The 14,508-nt window shown below is 66.2% G+C and carries 9 protein-coding genes and 2 pseudogenes; 8 read left to right on the top strand and 3 right to left on the bottom strand.

Features of this window, described 5'->3' with window-relative positions; translation table 11 throughout:
• Window positions 1–8 precede the first annotated feature (8 nt).
• The 4 genes and pseudogenes from glgX to FPZ47_RS16205 form a co-directional block, all read left to right on the top strand.
• Window positions 9–2,201: a glycogen debranching protein GlgX gene (gene glgX / locus FPZ47_RS16190; RefSeq protein WP_144952680.1), complete on the top strand. Its 2,193-nt coding sequence runs from the start codon at window positions 9–11 to the stop codon at window positions 2,199–2,201.
• Window positions 2,202–2,236: 35 nt separating this feature from the next.
• On the top strand, window positions 2,237–4,537 hold the full coding sequence (treY, locus tag FPZ47_RS16195) for a malto-oligosyltrehalose synthase (RefSeq protein ID WP_144952678.1): 2,301 nt from the start codon (window positions 2,237–2,239) through the stop codon (window positions 4,535–4,537).
• Window positions 4,530–6,263 carry a malto-oligosyltrehalose trehalohydrolase gene (treZ, locus tag FPZ47_RS16200; protein WP_144952676.1) on the top strand — a complete coding sequence of 578 codons (1,734 nt, stop codon included), beginning with the start codon at window positions 4,530–4,532 and terminating at the stop codon, window positions 6,261–6,263. The genes treY and treZ overlap by 8 nt, the downstream gene beginning before the upstream one ends.
• 425 nt (window positions 6,264–6,688) lie before the next feature.
• Window positions 6,689–7,153 (top strand): annotated as a pseudogene (locus FPZ47_RS16205) (Fur family transcriptional regulator); the annotation flags it as partial.
• A gap of 208 nt (window positions 7,154–7,361) precedes the next feature.
• Here FPZ47_RS16205 and FPZ47_RS30680 read toward each other — a convergent pair.
• Window positions 7,362–7,544, bottom strand: a complete 183-nt coding sequence (locus FPZ47_RS30680; RefSeq protein ID WP_144952674.1) for a transposase family protein — start codon at window positions 7,542–7,544, stop codon at window positions 7,362–7,364.
• 529 nt (window positions 7,545–8,073) lie between these two features.
• Here FPZ47_RS30680 and FPZ47_RS30220 point away from each other — a divergent pair.
• From FPZ47_RS30220 to FPZ47_RS16225, 3 genes and pseudogenes are all read left to right on the top strand, one after another.
• Entirely contained in the window at window positions 8,074–9,141 is a 1,068-nt protein-coding gene (locus FPZ47_RS30220; protein WP_144952703.1) for a PE family protein, read from the top strand.
• Between the two features lie 759 nt (window positions 9,142–9,900).
• Entirely contained in the window at window positions 9,901–11,820 is a 1,920-nt protein-coding gene (locus tag FPZ47_RS16220; RefSeq protein ID WP_246859858.1) for a glycosyltransferase, read from the top strand.
• A gap of 148 nt (window positions 11,821–11,968) precedes the next feature.
• A pseudogene (locus FPZ47_RS16225) lies at window positions 11,969–12,130 on the top strand (ATP-binding protein); the annotation flags it as partial.
• 69 nt (window positions 12,131–12,199) lie between these two features.
• On the opposite strand, the gene FPZ47_RS16230 reads toward FPZ47_RS16225, so the two are convergent.
• Together FPZ47_RS16230 and FPZ47_RS16235 are read right to left on the bottom strand one after the other, a co-directional pair.
• Window positions 12,200–13,429: a class I SAM-dependent methyltransferase gene (locus tag FPZ47_RS16230; protein WP_144952672.1), complete on the bottom strand. Its 1,230-nt coding sequence runs from the start codon at window positions 13,427–13,429 to the stop codon at window positions 12,200–12,202.
• Window positions 13,430–13,745: 316 nt separating this feature from the next.
• Window positions 13,746–14,093 (bottom strand): hypothetical protein, encoded by a 348-nt coding sequence (locus tag FPZ47_RS16235; protein ID WP_144952670.1) that lies wholly within the window; start codon window positions 14,091–14,093, stop codon window positions 13,746–13,748.
• Window positions 14,094–14,222: 129 nt separating this feature from the next.
• On the opposite strand from FPZ47_RS16235, the gene FPZ47_RS16240 reads away from it, so the two are divergent.
• A partial coding sequence (locus tag FPZ47_RS16240) for a helix-turn-helix domain-containing protein (protein ID WP_145039503.1) occupies window positions 14,223–14,508 on the top strand: 286 nt, incomplete at its 3' end.

A 14,508-nucleotide genomic window follows, 5' to 3' on the forward strand; every position in this document is an offset into this window, starting at 1 on the left:
GTTTTGTGATGCCGACGAACAACCCCACCTCAGGAGCAGGCCCTGGCGCACCCGGACAACCCAGGCTCGCCACGGTGTGGCCGGGAACCCCCTACCCGCTGGGGGCCACCTACGACGGCGCCGGCACCAACTTCTCGCTGTTCTCCGAGATCGCGGAGAAAGTCGAGCTGTGTCTGGTCGACGACCACGGCAGCGAATCGCGGATTCCGCTGGAGGAGGTCGACGGATTCGTCTGGCATGCCTACCTGCCCAACATCGCCCCGGGTCAGCGCTACGGCTTTCGGGTATACGGCCCGTTCGATCCGGCGGCCGGGCACCGCTGCGACCCGAGCAAGTTGCTGCTCGACCCCTACGGCAAGGCCTTTTACGGCGATTTCAGCTTCGATCAGGCGCTGTACTCCTACGACCTGCAGGCCGTCGACCCACAGGACCCGAACGGGGCCGAGACGGGAACTCCGCCGATGGTGGACTCGCTGGGCCACACCATGACCAGCGTCGTGATCAACCCGTTCTTCGACTGGGCCTATGACCGGTCCCCCAACACCCCGTACCACCAGACGGTCATCTACGAGGCCCATGTCAAGGGCATGACGCAGACCCATCCCGGCGTCCCGGACGAACTGCGCGGCACCTACGCCGGACTGGCCCACCCGGTGATCATCGATCACCTGCAGTCCCTCAACGTCACCGCCATCGAATTGATGCCCGTTCACCAGTTCATGCACGACTCGCGGCTGCTGGACCTGGGACTGCGAAACTACTGGGGCTACAACACCTTCGGGTTCTTCGCCCCGCACAACCAGTACGCGGCCAACCGCAGGTCCAGCGTCCCCGAGTTCAAGACCATGGTCCGCGCCTTCCACGAGGCCGGCATCGAGGTCATCCTGGACGTGGTGTACAACCACACCGCCGAAGGCAACCACCTCGGCCCGACCATCAACTTCCGCGGCATCGACAACGCCGCCTACTACCGGCTCGTCGACACCGACCTGCGGTTGTACAAGGACTACACGGGAACCGGCAACAGCCTCAACGCCCGCCACCCACATGTGCTGCAGCTGATCATGGACTCGCTGCGCTACTGGGTGACCGAGATGCACGTCGACGGGTTCCGCTTCGACCTGGCCGCCACCCTGGCCCGCGAACTGCACGACGTCGACCGGCTGAGCGCGTTCTTCGACCTGGTGCAGCAGGATCCGATCGTCAGCCAGGTCAAGTTGATCGCCGAGCCGTGGGACGTCGGCGAGGGCGGCTACCAGGTCGGCAACTTCCCGGGTTTGTGGACCGAGTGGAACGGGAAGTATCGCGATACTGTGCGTGACTACTGGCGGGGCGAGCCCGCAACCCTCGGCGAGTTCGCGTCCCGGCTGACCGGGTCGTCGGACCTGTACGAGGCGACCGGCCGGCGCCCCAGTGCGAGCATCAACTTCGTCACCGCCCACGACGGCTTCACGCTGGGCGACCTGGTCTCCTACAACGACAAACACAACGAGGCCAACGGCGAGGACAACCGGGACGGGGAAAGCCACAACCGCTCGTGGAACTGCGGCGTGGAGGGTCCCACCGACGACCCCGACGTCCTGGCGCTGCGCGGCCGCCAGATGCGCAACTTCTGGGCCACCCTGATGCTCAGCCAGGGCACGCCGATGATCCTGCACGGCGACGAGCTGGGCCGCACCCAGAGCGGCAACAACAACGTCTACTGCCAGGATTCCGAATTGTCCTGGATGGACTGGTCGTTGGCCGACAAGAACTCCGACCTGCTGGCATTCGCGCGCACGGTGACCACGTTGCGCAGGCACCATCCGGTGTTTCGCCGGCGGCGGTTCTTCGAAGGCGAACCGATCCGCAGCGCCGACGAAGTGCGCGACATCGCCTGGCTGACAACGGACGGGCGGGAGATGACGCACGAGGACTGGGGCAGACCCCTGCACAAGTGCGTCGCGGTGTTCCTCAACGGTGAGGCCATCACCGCACCCAACGAACGGGGGGAACGAGTCGTCGACGATTCGTTCCTGTTGTGCTTCAACGCCGACGAGCAAACGCTGGAGTTCGTGATGCCGCACGCCGACTACGCCCAGGAGTGGACCGTGGAATTGGACACCAACGATCCGACCGGCGAGTCCGACCACGTCGTCAACGCCGAGGAGAAGGTCACTGTGCCGTCGCGTTCGCTGCTCGTGTTGCGTAAGACGCTCTGACGTGAAGACTCTGTGACGTGAAGACTCTGTGACGCATGGTATTACCAGTTCTGGCCAGCTACCGTCTGCAGTTGCGTGGTGAATCGAGCGGGTACGCGTTCACCTTCGCCGACGCCGAGAACCTGCTGGAGTACCTCGACGAGTTGGGTGTCACGCATTTGTACCTGTCCCCCATCACGACGGCGGTCCGCGGCTCCAGCCACGGCTACGACGTCACCGACCCCACGGCGGTCTCCCCCGAGCTCGGCGGCCCCGACGGGCTGGCACGACTGTCGGCGGCCGCCCGGGCGCGCGGGCTGGGCCTGATCGTCGACATCGTGCCCAACCACCTCGGCGTCGACCGGCCCGAACAGAACCCGTGGTGGTGGGACGTCTTGCGGCACGGCCGCTCGTCGGCCTACGCGGCGTTCTTCGACATCGACTGGGACCTACGCGACGACGGCCGGATCGTGTTGCCCGTCTTGGGTTCCGACGAGGACGCCGCCGCGCTGCACGTCGACGGGGACGTGCTGCGGCTGGGTGATCTGGCGTTCCCGATCGCGCCCGGCACTGCGACGGGCACCGGTCCCGAGGTGCACGATCGTCAGCACTACCGGCTGGTGGGATGGCGCAACGGCGTGTGCGGCTACCGCCGGTTCTTCTCGATCACCTCGCTGGCCGGGTTGCGCCAGGAGGACCCCGCGGTGTTCGACGCCAGCCATGCCGAGGTCGCCCGCTGGTTCGCCGACGGACTGGTCGACGGCGTGCGGGTCGACCACCCGGACGGATTGTCGGATCCCTGCGGGTATCTGGCCCGGCTGCGCGACCTCGTGGGCCCGGACGCCTGGATCGTCATCGAAAAGATCCTGGCTCCCGACGAGGCGCTCGAGCCCACGCTGCCGGTGGCCGGCACCACCGGTTACGACGTGCTGCGCGAGGTGGGCGGGGTCTTCGTCGACCCGGCGGGCGCGCCGGCGCTGACGGCGCTGGCCGCGTCCGCGCCGGTGGACTACGCGGCGATGCCGGCGCTGCTGGCTGAGCTCAAAATCCGTTCGGCCACCCAATCTTTGGGCAGCGAGCTGCGCAGGCTGCGCCGCAGCGTCGTCGCCGCGGCCGGCGCAGATGATCCGCTGCTGCCCGAGGCGGTGGCCGCCCTGCTCAGCCGCATCGGCGTCTACCGCTCCGACTATCCGGGCCTGGCCGCGATCATGCCGACCGCGCTGGCCGAAACCCAGGCGGCCGCAACGCACCTGGGCCCCGCGCTGCAGGTGCTGGCCGCGGCACTGGTCCACGGCGGCGAGCCGGCCACCCGGCTGCAGCAGCTGTGCGGCGCGGTGACCGCCAAGGCGACCGAGGACTGCCTGTTCTACCGCGACCCCCGGCTGGTGTCGCTCAACGAGGTCGGCGGTGAGCCGCACCGCTTCGGTGTCGGTGTCGCGGAGTTCCATCAGCGCGCCGCCACCCGGGCCGGGCTGTGGCCGCAGGCGATGACCACCCTGACCACCCACGACACCAAGCGCGGTGAGGACGTGCGCGCCCGGATCGGTGTGCTCTCGCAGGTGCCGTCGCTGTGGACCGAGTTCGTCGCCCGCTGGGAGGCGAAGGCGCCCTCCCCCGACGCGGCGACCGGGCAGTTCTTGTGGCAGAACATCTTCGGGGTGTGGCCGCTCAGCGGGGAGGTGACCGACGAGCTGCGGCAGCGACTGCACGCCTACGCCGAGAAGGCGATCAGGGAGGCGTCCTGGCACACCTCGTGGAACGATCCGGACGCGGACTTCGAGGACGCGGTGCACCGGTGGCTGGACACCGTGCTCGACGGCCCGGTCGCCGGCCAACTGAGCGAGCTCGTCGCTCAACTCAACGCGCACGCCGCGAGCGACGCGCTGGGGCAGAAGCTGCTCGCGCTGACCGTGCCCGGGGTGCCCGACATCTACCAGGGCACCGAACTGTGGGACGACAGCCTCGTCGACCCGGACAACCGCCGCCCGGTCGACTACGCCGCCCGCCGGGCCGCCGTGGCGGAGTTGCGGCATCCCAAGCTGCGGGTGGTCACCACGGCGCTGCGGCTGCGGCGGTCCCATCCGGGGTGCTTCCTGCGCGGTGCCTACATCCCGGTGCTGGCCGGCGGCGAGGCCGCCGAGCACGTCGTGGCGTTCCGCCGCGGCGACGACATCCTGGTCGCGGTGACCCGCTGGACGGTGCGGCTGGCCGAGAGGGGTTGGGGCGACACCGTGCTGCCGCTACCCGACGGGTCCTGGACGGACGCGCTGACCGGCGCCGTCGCCGACGGCCCCACGTCGGCCGGCCAACTGTTCGCGGACCTGCCCGTCGTGCTGCTGGAGCGCCGCCGTGACTGAATTCCGGGTCTGGGCACCCAAACCGGAGCTGGTCCGGCTCGACGTCGACGGCCAGGTGCATTCGATGGCGCGCACGGCCGACGGCTGGTGGCATGCGACCGTCGACGCGGCGCCGGACGCCCGCTACGGCTACCTGCTCGACGACGACGCCACCGTGCTGCCCGACCCGCGATCGCCGCGCCAGCCCGACGGGGTGCACGAGCGCTCCCGGTTGTGGGATCCCGCGCGGGCCGCCTGGACCGACTCCGGGTGGCGTGGCCGGCCGGTCGAGGGGTCGGTGCTCTACGAGCTGCACGTCGGTACCTTCACCGCCGCCGGTACCTTCGATTCCGCGATCGAAAGACTCGACTACCTGGTCGATCTCGGGATCGACTTCGTCGAACTGATGCCCGTCAACTCCTTCGCGGGCACCCACGGGTGGGGCTACGACGGCGTGCTGTGGTACAGCGTGCACGAACCCTACGGGGGTCCCGACGGCCTGGTCCGGTTCGTCGACGCCTGCCACGCACGGGGTTTGGGCGTGCTGATCGACGCGGTGTTCAACCACCTGGGCCCGTCGGGCAACTACCTGCCCAAGTTCGGCCCCTACCTGTCGTCGGGCAGCAACCCGTGGGGCGAGGGCATCAACGTCGCCGACGCCGACTCCGACGAGGTGCGCCGCTACATCATCGGGTGCGCGCTGCGCTGGATGCGCGACTTCCACGCCGACGGGCTGCGCCTGGACGCCGTGCACGCGCTGGTGGACACCACCGCCATCCACATCCTCGAGGAGTTGGCAGCAGAAACCGATTGGCTTGCCCAGCAGCTGGGCCGCCCGCTGTCGCTGGTCGCCGAAAGCGACCTCAACGACCCGCGGCTGATCACCGCCCGCGAGCGCGGCGGGTACGGGATCACCGCGCAATGGGCCGACGACATCCATCACGCCATCCACACCGCGGTCTCCGGGGAAAGACAGGGCTACTACGCCGATTTCGGGTCGCTGGCGACGCTGGGGCAGACGCTGCGGCACGGCTACTTCCATGCCGCGACCTATTCGTCGTTCCGGCGCCGCCGCCACGGGCGTCCGCTGGACACCTCGAGCATTCCGGCAACCCGGCTGGTGGCCTACACCTGCACCCACGACCAGGTCGGCAACCGGGCCCTCGGGGACCGCCCGTCGCAAAACCTGACCGCCGGCCAGTTGGCGGTCAAGGCCGCCCTCGCGATCGGATCACCTTATACGGCAATGCTTTTCATGGGCGAGGAGTGGGGCGCCTCGACGCCGTTCCAGTTCTTCAGCTCGCATCCCGAGCCGGAGCTGGCCAAGGCCACCGCCGAGGGGCGCAAAGCCGAGTTCGCCGAGCACGGCTGGGACGCCGACGACATCCCCGACCCGCAGGACCCGCAGACGTTCCAGCGCTCCAAGCTCGACTGGGACGAGGTCGGCGCCGGCGAGCACGCCCGCCTGCACCGGGTCTATCGCGACCTGATCGCGTTGCGGCACAACGACCCCGACCTGGCCGACCCGTGGCTGGATCACCTCGCCGTCGACTACGACGAGGACGAACGCTGGATCATGTTGCGGCGCGGCCGGTTGCGTATCGTGTGCAACCTGGGCAACGGGCCGGCGACGGTGCCGGCCACCGGCGAGGTGGTGCTGGCCTGGGGCGAACCGGCCGTCGACGCCGGCCGCACCGTGCTCGAGGGCCACTCCTTCGCCATCCTCTCCGTGGCCGAGCAGACGTGAAAGCCCCCTCCAACGGGCGGCGGGTCACGATGGCCACACAAGGACTGCCCCCGAACACCTACCGGCCACTGTCGGTGGCCGTAGTTCAGACCAGCTCACCTCCGTCATCGGGTGCCCACCGCGAGTTGGGCCGATTTGTCGCCGTTCCGGCAAGCTAGATTGAGCCCATCGGGATCCGGTCATTCTGGGGGTTCCGAAAGCCCGAAATCGCATGGCGGACGGTTTGCTGTGTGCGATCGTGGTATCGGTAATCCCTCGCCACAAGGGCCTTAGGGCTCTAAGATAATCAACGTGCATTCGCTAGCTTATTAACGCGACCCGCGAAGGGACCTCGAACGCGGTCGCAGCACAAACCGATCAATGGAAGGGGTCAGAGACTCTTGAATGAGTCCGAAAAAGTGCGTCATGTTGACCGTATGCCTGGGATGGCGGTCTACGCGGAGCAGTTGCGCATGGTCAACTTGCGGGTAACCCGCCCACGGGTAGGCATTCTCGGGGTGGTGCAGGCACACCCGCACGCCGACACGGAGTCGATCTTCGGCAACATCCGTGCCGCCCTGCCCGAGGTATCGCGGCAGACCGTGTACGACGTTCTGCATACCCTGACTGAGGTGGGGCTGCTGCGACGGTTTCAGCCGTCGGGTTCGGTCGCTCGCTACGAGACCCGGGTCGGCGACAACCACCATCACTTCGTCTGCCGTGGGTGCGGCACCATCGCCGACGTTGACTGTTCCGTCGGTGAGAAGCCCTGCCTGATTCCGTCGGACGGCTGCGGGTTCCGGCCCGACGAGACCGAGGTCATCTATTGGGGTTTCTGCCAGACCTGCTCGGGGGGGCCCGTGACCGAGGTCGCCATGCCGACCGCTCCCGCCCAGGCGAGTAGCGCCACCCGCGATCACAACCTGACAATTCCGCGTCAGGAAGTGATGCCATGGCAGAGGAGCACCTCCCCGTTGCCGAAGCGAACACTGATCCTCAACAGGGAAATTGCCCTGTTGGGAACGTTCACCTCGACGGGAACGTCCACCGCAAGCGCCCCGTGGAGGGTGGCGGCAACCAGGACTGGTGGCAGCACCGGCACAACCTGAAGATCCTGCATCAGAACCCCGCCATCGCCGATCCGATGGGCGAGGTACGACTATGCCGCTGAGGTCGCGAACCTCGACGTCGACCCACTGAGTCCACCCCGGCCAGGGTGGCCGCCAGCGCCACCGCGAGCACCCCGTCCAGGCGATGGCGCACCCCGCGGGGTTGGCGTGGATCGGTTACCCGGGCCAGCATCTCAACAACCCGGCCCGTGCCGGCGGAACGTCGGCCAACTCGCCCACGAGTGGGGTCGGAGTCGTCGACAACACACAGCGTGGGCGATCATGGCACAGCGGGCAGGGCAGCTACCTGCGGATGTGACTGGTATGGACTGTGATCATCCATGACGCTGCGTGCCTGCCCAACTCACCCGGCGCGTCGCGGACCGCTCAAGCTCAGGTCAACTCAGGTCGCAGGCTCACATCGCGACTTCGCCGAGGCCCTGCGGGAAACCTCAAACCCGATCGATTCCAGTTTATAAACCCGACCGATTCTAGTTATAGATCCGACCGTGTCACGACCGTGTCCAGTTTACAAACGACTTTTCAGTTTAGATCCGACCATTTCCAGTTTGTAAATCCGACAATTTCCAGTGTCATCAAAACTATATCGAAGACCGACCGGCTTGCGGTACGTTTCGACTCGATTGCTCGAATGCAGTGTCGGATCCCGCCCTTTCGCAGGGCTGGCAATGACCGTGAGGTGGAATGCCGTGAGTTCTCCTATGTACATTGACCCCGCCGTCGTCCAGTGGCTGACTGCGAACCTTGACAGCATCGGCACGAACTTGGCAAGCGCCCACGCGGCGGCGGCGGGCCCGACGACCGGAGTAGCGGCGGCCGCGGCCGACGAGGTGTCGGCGGCGGTCGCATCGGTGTTCGGCCGGGCCGGGGCGGAGTATCAGGCGCTGGCCGCGAAGGCAGCGGCCTTCCATGAGCAGTTCACGCGCGCCATGGCGACCGGCGCGGCGTCCTATGTCAGCACCGAGGCGGCCAATCTGCAGCAAATGGCCGAAGCTGCAGTGCGCGCGCCGGCTAATGCGATCAATACGTTTTTCACGCAAGAAACAGGGCGTCCGCTGATCGGTAACGGCGCCAATGGATCTACCAATGCCCAGGGGGTGGGCACGGCCGGCGGGGCCGGCGGATGGTTGTACGGCAGCGGCGGTCAAGGTGGTGCCAGCACGGCATCGGGCGCGGTCGGCGGTGCTGGCGGATCGGCGGGCTTGATCGGTAGTGGCGGGGCCGGCGGCATGGGCGGTGCCGGCGCCGCCGGTGGTGCCGGTGGTGCCGGTGGGTGGTTGGCCGGGAGTGGCGGGGCCGGCGGCCTGGGCGGTGCCGGCGCGGCCGGTGGCGCCGGCGGCCGGGCGTGGCTGTTCGGCGCCGGCGGTGCCGGCGGTGCCGGCGGATCATCCACTGATCCTCTTCTGCCTGGTGGTGCCGGCGGTGTCGGCGGTCACGGAGGGTTGTTCATGGGCCATGGTGGTCCAGGCGGTGCCGGCGGGGCGGGCGCCCCGGGCCTTACGGGCAATGCCTCTAATCCGGATGGTGGTGCCGGTAGTGCCGGTGGTGTCGGTGGTGCCGGTGGCCGGGGCGGGCTCATATTGGGCGCCGGCGGTGACGGCGGCATCGGCGGGCAGGGCGGCGCCGGTGGTGCGTCCGCCAGTGGCGGTATCCCCGGCACTCCCGGCGCCGGCGGTATCGGCGGTGTCGGAGGTCACGGCGGCATCTTGGGCGCCCAGGGCGCTCACGGCGCTCAGGGCGCTCAGGGTGCTCACGGCGCGACCGGGTAGAGCTATTCAGCTGGCACGGCTGTGACTTGAGCGGCTATGTGGCCTGGCGGCTCTGTGGCCCCTGTTGAACGAATCGACCTGAGTTGTCGTCGCGGTTTGCGAACCTTGCTGCGGCATTGACCAATCCCGTGTCCGTCCCCGAAACGCCCTGCAGCACAGTAGATCGACAATAGTATCGATGATTCGGTCCGATGAGCGGGCACATCAACCGGCCGAACGCGCCGCACGCCGACACCTCGGCCGTCACAGAAAGCCCAACTGCGAGAACAGTTGCCACGGATCCAACGAGGCAAGTTCGACGCCAGCAACCCAGATCGTCACATGAACGCACGCCGACCGCCGCGGCGCTGCCCGGCACCCGCACCCCGTCCCGGCCTCAGTCTGGCCACTGCTTCTTGGCCGCGTGCTCACGAAGGCGGCGCATTCGCCCATAGCAGTGCTCGCGGCCGAGGTAGTTGACCCGGGCACCGCAGTCGATGCAGTCTCGTCGTCGTTTCCCCCCGGCCGCAACCAGTTCCACAACAGGCCTAACCTGCATCGACGGGCCTCGCGCGTCGGCTGTCTTCGGCTCCGGCAGAAACGGCCGCGGCCAAGTGAGGCGAGTGGTTCGAACGGGGTGGTGTCGATCTCGAACAAGTCGTTCGGGGTGCACTGCGGCGTTCGCCGAACAGCACGACCAATGACCTAAAGATCCACAGCTGCCACTACTTCGCGTGCAACCCGGTCCGTATCACGCGATTGCTCTGTACACTTTGAGCGGTGTCCAAACGGGTAATCGCACACTCCACGGTCTGCCTGAACATGATCGTGAAAGACGAGGCCGATGTCGTCGCGGAGACGCTTGATTCGGTCGCGCCTTACATCAGCTCGTGGGTAATCGTCGACACCGGCTCCACCGACGGAACCCAGGACGTGATCCGCAAACACATGGCCCGCCTGGGTATCCCGGGCGAGCTTCACGAAAGACCATGGCGCAATTTCGGCCACAACCGCACCGAGGCATTGAGCCTCGCCCAAGGCCACGGCGACTACATCTGGGTCATCGACGCCGACGACATCGTCGTGGGCACACCCGAGTTCACCCAACTCAGCGCCGACATCTACCGCATGCGCCTCGGGGACGCCTCCTTCACCTACTGGCGCCCGCAGCTGTTCCGCGACGGGGTTTGCGTGCGCTATGAAGGCGTCGTCCACGAGACGGCCGTATGGGAGTCCGACTACGTCGCTGGGCGCCTCGAGGGCGCCTACCACGTCGAATCTCGTCGCCTCGGTGCCCGCAGTCAGGATACGCAGAAGTATGCGCGTGATCGCGACCTGTTGCTGGCCGAGGTCGAACGCAACCCCGAGGATGCGCGGTCGGTGTTCTATCTGGCTCAGAGTTACTTCGATCTCGGTGATTTCGTCAACGCCCGTAAGTGGTATGAGCGGCGAGTCGAGATGGGCGGCTTGGACGAGGAGGTCTATTACTCGATGCTCCGGCTCGCCGAGTCGATGGCGCGACTCGATTGGCCGTGGCTAGTTGTCCAGGACGCCTACCTCCAGGCTTGGGAGTTTCGACCGATCCGCGCCGAGGCGCTATATGCCATCGCTCGGCGGTACCGCGAAGAGCAGCGCTACCTGCCCGGTCACATGTTTGCCCAGCGCGCCGCCCAAATCCCTTTTCCCGAAAAGGATCTCTTGTTTGTCGGCGCGGACGTCTATGCCTGGCGTGCGATCGACGAGCAGGCGGTGTGCGCCTCCCAGCTCGGCAAGCATGCGGAAGCATTTCTGCTGTGTCGGCGCCTGCTGGCCCTCCCCGACATCCCCGACGGTGATCGGCAACGGATCGCGGTCAACCGCGACGTCAGCGTGCCGGTCATGCTCAAGGCGGCGTCATCGTATCCCGACGCGCTGGTGCAGCGCCTGGTCGCCGGCCCGGGCGCTCAAGTTGTCGTGAGCCTGGTCGCCGGACCGGGCCGCGAGACCACCGAGCAGGCCATCAACTCGTTTCTGAACTGCTGCCTCGATCTGCCACTGTGGTTCGGGCGCTTCCTCGTGGTCGATGTCGGCCTGTCAGCCCCCGACCGCGCGATGCTGCGTGAGCGCTACGGGTTCCTCGAGTTTGTCGATTGCAGCACCGGCGACGCGCCCGCCACACAGCTCGTGCGGCTTCGCGCTCAGATCCAGGGACGGTTCTGGCTGCACCTGGGCCAAGGCTGGCGGTTCTTTGCGCCCGAGAATTTCATCACTCGCATGATCGCGGTGCTCGAATCCGAACCGCAGGTATTCCAGGTGGGCATCAACTTCGCCGATGCGGGCGAGCTGACCGGCTTGTGCGCGGCCGAGCAGCAGGTGCGCCGCTCACCCGACGCCGGCCGCTACGTCCTGGCCGAGGCGGTGGCCAGCGGCCCGGCGATGTTCGACACCGCGCGCCTAGATCGGGCTGGCGGCATAGGGGGCAGCGACCCAGATCCCATCGCCGAACTCGGTTGGCGGGCGGCCGCGGTCGGACTACAGACCGCCAGCCTCGACGAGGTGCTCTGCATCGCATCAGCACGACTCGTGCAGCAACCCAAAGCTACGGCGCGGGTGGCGAAGAAGGCCGCAGCCCGACCCGCCCAGCAACCCAAAGCCCCGGCACCGGTCACGAAGAAGGCGCCGGCGAAGAAGGGACATCGGCCGAAAACACCTCCTCGGTGACCGGATCGAGGCCCGGCGGTGATCGGTACCCATTGATACCCACCCCGACCGCGTGCTGCTGCGTGAGCGCTGCGGGTTCCTCGGGTTTGCCGATTGCGGCCGCGGTGGCCGTCGGGGTCGTGTCGCGCGACCGAGGGCGTTCGCCAGCCGCAACGTTTCTGGGCCGGTGTCCGGCCCGGATGAATAGGGCTGTGTGGTGCGGCTGGCAGATCCCAACCCCGCCGAGATCGACATGCGGTGCCTGCTGATCGTCAGTTCCTCGCAAATGCATTGGTACTTAAACGCTTTCGGTGAGCCGATATTCACCTAGGCACTACCCACTACCCGACGATGTGAAGCCTGCAGGCATTTCTCGCGCGGCGCTTGGCTCAGCGGCGGCTTAAGAAGTCGGTCTTGCATTCCAGGTCATCGCGACAAAATCAAGACGCCACAGCGATTCGAATAGCTTGCGACCGAATTCCATCAGCTCCGCCGCGTTGGCTCGTAGCGGCTCCTTGCTCTGCGCCACGCGCGTAGCAATCTGCCGAATCGTTCGACGGCCATCGACCTGCTGCACGAAGCGCAACTGAGCCGGGGTGAGTCCCGTACGCCAATTCGGCCGGTAAATCTCTTCGCCGTCCAAACCGCAACGCATGCGCATCCGCGGCACGTAATCAAGCGCGTCAGCGGCTGAAAAATCGATCCTGTAGCTTATTTCCGCTCGGTCAGGTCGGCATGCAATGAAAAAATGACATGCGTTCAAGACGTGCAGATCCTCTATCACTGACCACAGCTTGGCCTCCGGCAACGCATTCATGGCTCGATCGAGCGAGCCCCCCGGGCTAAACCAATCGTGCGGGTAATACGGAGCATTAATCAGCCATCCCTGGAAAACCAATCCAGCTAAGTGGACGAGATCAAGAGTTTCATCGACGGTAAAACTGCGCTCGGGGCCACTCAGAAACACACTGGCCAGGGCGGCGTCGGACTGCGCCGAAACCGGTGACATTTTGAAGTAATTGTGAACGGGGTGCTCGGGCGGTAGCGCCGAGATAATTTCTCTAACCTTTTGAACCGACTCGCCGTCGGGACGTAGACCCATGTTACTGAAGGCCAGTTGCAGCATTTCGATGCCGATTCGGCCGTATTTCGCGTTGAGCATTACGCCGAGGGCACCGTCGGGCCGCAGACAAGCGCCAAGCGCTTTCATGCCTGCCGCAGCGTCTGGCAGATGATGCAAAACGCCGGTCGACACTATGAGGTCGAAGTCGCGTCCCAGCGTCTGTACTTTTTCAAGCCGAAGCCGTTGCAACTCCAGGTTCCACAACCCGTATCTGTCTTTCAGGGATTGCAGGTGGTCCAATGCCGGTTGACTGGTGTCGATCGCTACTACTTTCGCGGCACGGTTCGTGAACGCAAAAACCGCAGCCTGGTTGGCGCCGCAACCCGCAATCAAGATATCGAGGGTGTCTTTGTATTCGCGGTCAGGCCATAAAATCGGGTGGGCGTGAATAGGATCGAACCATTCCCAATTGTTTTCGGTCCATGTCTTGAGGTCCTGTATCGGTTCCGGATAACTCCGCGACTCGTATCGCGGGGAAAGAACGTCGGCACGTAGATCCTCAGTCATTTCAGCAGTAGGCCCTCCCAGTCGAATGTTGATCGAGGATCGCTTGTCGCCGAGAGCCTCACTAGGTCCCACATCCTCGCACAGCGAATTATCAGCTAACTCCCGCTCTGCCGCAAGGAAACACGTCGATTGGTCGAAATCGACATGATGAACGTGACACGCCGGGAGAAGGTCCCGGCAGGTCGGCCCCGTGTGTCACGTGTTGGTTGAACCGACTATAGCGGTGCTGACGCTACCTACGGCGAGTCGTTGGCCCTTGGCTCCGGACCGGGTGCGTGCGGCCATCGTCGGAAGCATAGCTTAGTGGTCTGGCCCGTTAATTCGTCGGGGGTTGTTGCCAGGCGGTGGGGTCGCCGAGGTAGAGGCCGCAGGCGCAGTCGAGGGCTTCTTCGGGGCTGCCCGAGGTGGTTCCGTTGGGCAGGAATGAGTCTTCGTATTTGCCGCTGCTGGCGAGGTAGATCGCAAATCCCCACCGGTTGGCCGAGCCGCCGTAACGTAGCCGCATCAGCGGCATGACGTCCTGGTCGGGCAAGGCGGCCTCGACGTAGGCGAACTGGCCGCGGAATCGCGTGGCGATGTCGGCGAGTTGGGGCCAGCGGTCACGGGCATGCTCGCGTAGTTTCCAGCGCAGCGAGTTCTTGGTCGATTCCGGTGGTGTCGGCATGGGGTTGATCGTGCCCGATCCCGGTGGCGCGGTCAGGGCCTCGGCGTGTCGCGGGGGTGCAACCACCCACCGATGTGACGGTTGGGACATGAGTGATGAATGTGATTGTGCGGATGTGGCGTCGTGGTGATGACCAGCCCGTATCTGATCGTCCTGGACGCGGCCGACCGCCACAGACTCACCCGCTGGGTGTGGGCCGGGTCCACCCCGCAAAAGCTGGTGCTGCGGGCATTGATCGTGTTGCTGGCTGCCGACGGCGCGTCGAACGCGGCGATCGCCGACGCGCTCGGCATCTGCGTGGACACCGCCCGCAAGTGGCGGGCCCGGTTCCACGACAAAGGCATCGACGGTCTGGCCGACGCACCACGTTCGGGTCGCCCACCGATCTACACCCCGGCCGATCGGGCCACGGTGA

Source organism: Mycobacterium helveticum (assembly GCF_007714205.1).
In the GTDB taxonomy this organism is placed as follows: Bacteria; Actinomycetota; Actinomycetes; order Mycobacteriales; family Mycobacteriaceae; genus Mycobacterium; species Mycobacterium helveticum.